4 protein-coding genes and 1 pseudogene are annotated in these 4,675 nt (G+C 45.5%); all 5 read right to left on the bottom strand.

All coding sequences use genetic code 11. The features are described 5' to 3' along the window. A partial coding sequence (locus Q0338_RS11050) for a nitrate- and nitrite sensing domain-containing protein (RefSeq protein ID WP_298086753.1) occupies positions 1-1,220 on the bottom strand: 1,220 nt, incomplete at its 3' end. Between the two features lie 18 nt (positions 1,221-1,238). Further along, on the bottom strand, positions 1,239-2,261 hold the full coding sequence (gene hemE / locus Q0338_RS11045; protein WP_298086752.1) for a uroporphyrinogen decarboxylase: 1,023 nt from the start codon (positions 2,259-2,261) through the stop codon (positions 1,239-1,241). A gap of 48 nt (positions 2,262-2,309) precedes the next feature. Next, complete coding sequence (locus tag Q0338_RS11040) at positions 2,310-3,608, bottom strand: dicarboxylate/amino acid:cation symporter (RefSeq protein ID WP_298086751.1); 1,299 nt, start codon at positions 3,606-3,608, stop codon at positions 2,310-2,312. 119 nt (positions 3,609-3,727) lie between these two features. Continuing rightward, complete coding sequence (locus tag Q0338_RS11035) at positions 3,728-4,150, bottom strand: Rrf2 family transcriptional regulator (protein WP_298086750.1); 423 nt, start codon at positions 4,148-4,150, stop codon at positions 3,728-3,730. Positions 4,151-4,231: 81 nt separating this feature from the next. Beyond that, positions 4,232-4,675 (bottom strand): annotated as a pseudogene (locus Q0338_RS11030) (dihydrodipicolinate reductase); the annotation flags it as partial.

Genomic DNA, 4,675 nt, shown 5'->3' with positions numbered 1-4,675 from the left:
GCTATTTGCAGATCTTTAAACGTTTGCTTTAGTTGACTAAGAGCTGGATTTGAAGTGTCGGCGTTTAGCTGCGCTACATAGTTACCTTTGCCTATTTGATTTACGAAGACATTTGCCTCTTTGATAAAGCTGTTTTGCTCGGCAAAATTTGCCTCGATTTGCTTGATGTTTTCGTTTATTAGCGCGCTCATCTGGCCTATCTCGTCGCTTCCGCCGCGATTTAGTAGCTTGGCTTTGTCTGTTTTATTGTTTAAAAAGTCGAAAAATTGCACGAGTCCGTTTTTGGTCTGGTCGATACCAGAGATCAAATTCCTACCTATAAATGTCGATACCAGTAATACAAGTACGATACAAACTGCTATAACAACGACGCTAACGACCATCTGAGTATTCGCGTCATCTTTAACGATGGCGGCATCCTCTTTCATGTTGGCTAGTAGCTTAAGCTCAAGCTCTCTCATGGCGTCTATAGAGATAGTTATCTTTGAAAACCATTTTGGCGCTTCGTAAGATACGTTTTCAGTAGCGACCACGTCTTTGATGATATTTATCGCATCGCTAAAGTCCGTCTTTTTTCTCGCGATATAATCAAATTCCGCGCTATATTCTTTCGGGTTATAGTCGTCAAAATCCTGCATAAATTTATTGATTACGCTATTTAGGGCGACTACTTTGTTGTACTCCTCTTTACTTATGCTTTTTTTTGTAAAAACGCCGTTTAAAGCCGCTCGCAAGATACCAAAAGACTCCTTTATCTCGCCTACGATAATGATGCGCTTTAGATCGTCTACGAGGCTAGGCTCGAGTTTGTCGCTATAACCGTTTATCGCGATAACCTCTTTTCTTAAAATATTCGTTATACGGCCGATTGGATTATCGCTGCCTTTTTGATCGACCTCGGAGCGGATTTTAGCTAGCTCGGGAGCTATTTCGCTTTTTTCGGCTAGCTTTTCAAGCACTGCGTCTACATTTTTTCGCTGCGCCAGTAGCTTAGCGTTATCTCCGCCCGCTAGTACTCCCGAGCTAAATCCTCGTTCCTTTTGTAGCTCGTGAATGAAGCTGTTTTGATTCGTGATCGTATCCACGATTTGCTCGCTATACTCGGCTTTTGCGCGAGTTTTTGCGATACTGTTTAGCATATAGACGCTCATTATGCCAAGCCCTAAAAGACCGACGATAGCTATCGTCATGATCTTAAATTTGATACCCAGATTGTTCATTTTTCCTCCTTTTTTACGCTACCTTGCGCTTTTTTCTTGTACTAGCTTAATCAAATATTTCGCGTTTTCTACGGGAACGTCCGGCAAAATACCGTGTCCGAGATTAAAGATATGCGGCGCGTTTTTCATCGTCTGCAAAATTCGTTCCACACCCGCGTCGATCGCCTCTTTGCTATAAAGGCGCGTAGGCTCCATATTTCCTTGAAGGACGTATTTCGGGCTTAGTTTTGCTTTGGCAAGCTCGATCGGCGTACTCCAATCCACTCCAAAAATATCGAAATTTCCTGAAATTTTATCCAGATATCCGCTTATGCCTTTTGGAAAAACGATAACCGGAATTTGCGGAAATTCGGCCTTAAGCGCATCCACTATATCCATGATATACTTCCAACCGAACTCAAAATACGCCTCATCCTCCAGCGCGGCCGCCCAGCTATCAAAAATTTGCACCGCATTTACGCCGGCTTTTATCTGCTCTTTCATGTAGCCTATAAGCGCGGCCGTAACCTTGGCTAAAATTTGATGCATAAACTCGGGATTTGAGTACAAAAGCTTCTTGCTAACCGTATAGGTTTTTGTCCCGCCGCCCTCAATCATGTACGTAGCTATCGTCCACGGCGCCCCGCAAAAGCCGATGAGTGCCTTATCCTGCGCCAAATTTTCGCGCGTTAGCTTGATCGTATCGTATACGTAGTCTAAATTTTTAATTGATTTTTGAACATCCAGCCTATCTAGATCCTCTCTCGTCTTGATCGGATCGCTAAATACAGGACCCTCGCCTTGGACGAATTTAAGATCCATGCCCATCTCAAGCGGCACGACGAGGATATCGCTAAAAAGTATCGCCGCATCGACGCCTAAAATTTCAACCGGCTGGATCGTGACCTCGCTAGCTTTTTTATAATCTTTACAAAGCGATAAAAAATCTCCCGCCGCAGAGCGAACTCGCATATACTCGGGTAGATACCGACCCGCCTGCCGCATCATCCAAACAGGCGTATAGGGTGTCGGTTCTTTTAAACAAGCGTCGATGAAAATCATATATTTCCTTTAAATTTTTAGCGATTTTATCTAAATATTTATTAAATTCTAATCCGCCCACTTACTTTCGTCTAATTTTTTTTCATTTTTGGCCACAACTAGCGCGCCCAGCATATCTCCCGTCACGTTCATCGACGTGCGCCCCATGTCAAGGATCGCGTCGATGCCCAAAATCAGCGCATACGCCGCGGCTACAGCGCTTCCGCCCTCGACTTTTAGACCGACTGATTCAAGCACCATCAAAAGCATTATCGCGCCCGCTCCAGGCACTCCGGCAGTTCCCACGGCAGCCAGGACGGCCGTTAGTATTATGGTCATTTTAGCCCCCGAGTCAAGCTCCACGCCCACGGCGTTAGCGATAAACATCGCGCAGATACCTAGATATATGATCGTGCCGTTCATATTTACGGTGGCGCCCACGGGAAGCGCAAAGCCGTAAATTTGCTTTGGGATACCCATATCTTCTTCGGCCGTTTTCATCGAGATAGGCAGCGTCCCACCCGAGCTTCTGGTTACAAAAGCCGTTAGCATAGGCGATCGAACTTTTTTTAGAAATTTAAACGGATTGATTTTAACGATCAAGCAAATCAAGAAATAAACGACGAAAATTTGAGCCGCAAAGCCGATATACGCGCTAACCGTGACGCCAAGCAGCGGCCCGAAAGCCTTTACGCCTTGCTGCGAAAATACGATAAATATAAGAGCGAAAACGCCAAACGGCGCGTACTCCATGATCCATCTTATGACGTAAAACATGATGTGGTTGATCCCGTCAAATACGTCGTAGATCAAATTTCCCAGCCTACTAAGCCTCTCGTCTTTACTATCCTTTAAAAACGAAAGCGCGACGCCGAAAAATAGGCTAAAAGTTATGATTTGTAAAATTTCGCCCTTTGCAATAGCTTCAAAAGGGTTGGTTGGAAATAAATTTACGAGTATCGACGACATACTAGGCGCATTTGCAGCCTTGCCTGCTACGTCGCCGCTGCCGGTTATATGTAGCCCTGCTCCCGGCTCCAAGATAAGTCCGACCGCAAGCCCGACTATGATGGCAAAAAACGACGTCAATATGTAAAAAATCAGCACCTTTGCCCCTACTCTGCCAAGATCGGAAGGCGAGATGGAGCTACAGCCCACGATGAGCGAAGCCATAACGATAGGCACGATGATCATCTTAAGAAGTCTTATAAACACGTCGCCAAAAGGCTTTAGGATAACTATCGCGTCCTTTGCGTCTTGAAAAATGATGCCGCAAACGGCGCCCAAAATAAGTCCGGCTAAAATTTTTAGAAGCAAATTCGCCTCGAAATATTTTTGAACTATTCCGCGTTTAGCGTTTGGTTGCACGAAATCTCCTTTAAATTTAATCCGTGAATTATAAGTAAATTTTTCTTAAACTACAAACACTTCTGTTTTTTGAATTACGGATTAAATTTAAAGCGAGAAAAAATTAAAAGGCGCAAATTTTAGCTTTTAGCCGCCAGTTCGTCTAGCAAATTTTGCAAATTTACGCCCGCCAAGCTATCAAACATCGCTTGCTGCGCGGAGGCAAATTTAGGCGTCAAAAGCGCCTCGATCCTGCCTCCTAGCGGACAAGGCGGCGGCGAGTTTTTGTGGATTTTAAAGATGTCGTTTTCGCCCTCGTTTACCGCCGAAAATATATCAAAAAGCGTGATCTGCTCAGGCTTCTTAGCTAGGCTCGCCCCGCCCGTGCCCGCACTCACGTTTATCAAATTTGCCGATTTTAAAAGCCTGATTATATTTCGCACGATGACGGGATTTGTGCCGATCGTGCCGGCCAAAAACTCGCTCGTGTTTTTCTCGTCCTTAAAAAACTCGCAGCTAAGCAATATATGTATAGCGATGGAAAATTTTTGTCCTATTTGCATAACCGGCCTTGATTTAAATTTAAAAACCGCACGTTAGTTTCGTGCGGCGTTATTTTAGCTAAATTACGCAAAATTTTAAGCTCACGCTCTCTCGCCGACGGCGGTAAAGCGCTTTTGCACGAAAGCGCCGTTTTTTAGCTCGTCTATGACCGCGAGCGCGAGGTCTGCGTAGCTGATGTAGCTCTCGTTTTTGGAGTTTAGGATGAGATTATCGCCGCCAAGGACGTATTTGCCCGTGCGAGCGCCCTGATCGTCGTATTCGCCGGCCGGGCTTACGTAAGTCCAAAGCACATCGGTTCTGCCTTTTAGCTCGAAAAACGACTCCGCCGTAGCCTTTGCGACGCCCATATACTCAGGCGGGAAGTCAGGCGTATCCATAGCCATAGTGCCTTTATCGTCCACGTATAGCGTACCCGCGCCGCCGATGACGAGCAGTCTCGTTTTCGTACCGCTAAGCGCGTCTGCGAGGTATTTTGCTACCTTTTTATGAAGGGGGAACGTTTCGGGCGTCCATGCCGCAAATGC

It is taken from the genome of uncultured Campylobacter sp., assembly GCF_938018145.1.
Taxonomy (GTDB): domain Bacteria; phylum Campylobacterota; class Campylobacteria; order Campylobacterales; family Campylobacteraceae; genus Campylobacter_A.
Note: the sequence above shows the minus strand (reverse complement) of the source record. Positions and strands in the feature narration are given on the sequence as shown.

Excerpts from the sequence above, each read along its gene's own strand:
- Q0338_RS11035 (WP_298086750.1), bottom strand. The coding sequence starts at position 4,150 with ATGCAAATAGGACAAAAATTTTCCATCGCTATACATATATTGCTTAGC.
- hemE (WP_298086752.1), bottom strand. The coding sequence starts at position 2,261 with ATGATTTTCATCGACGCTTGTTTAAAAGAACCGACACCCTATACGCCT.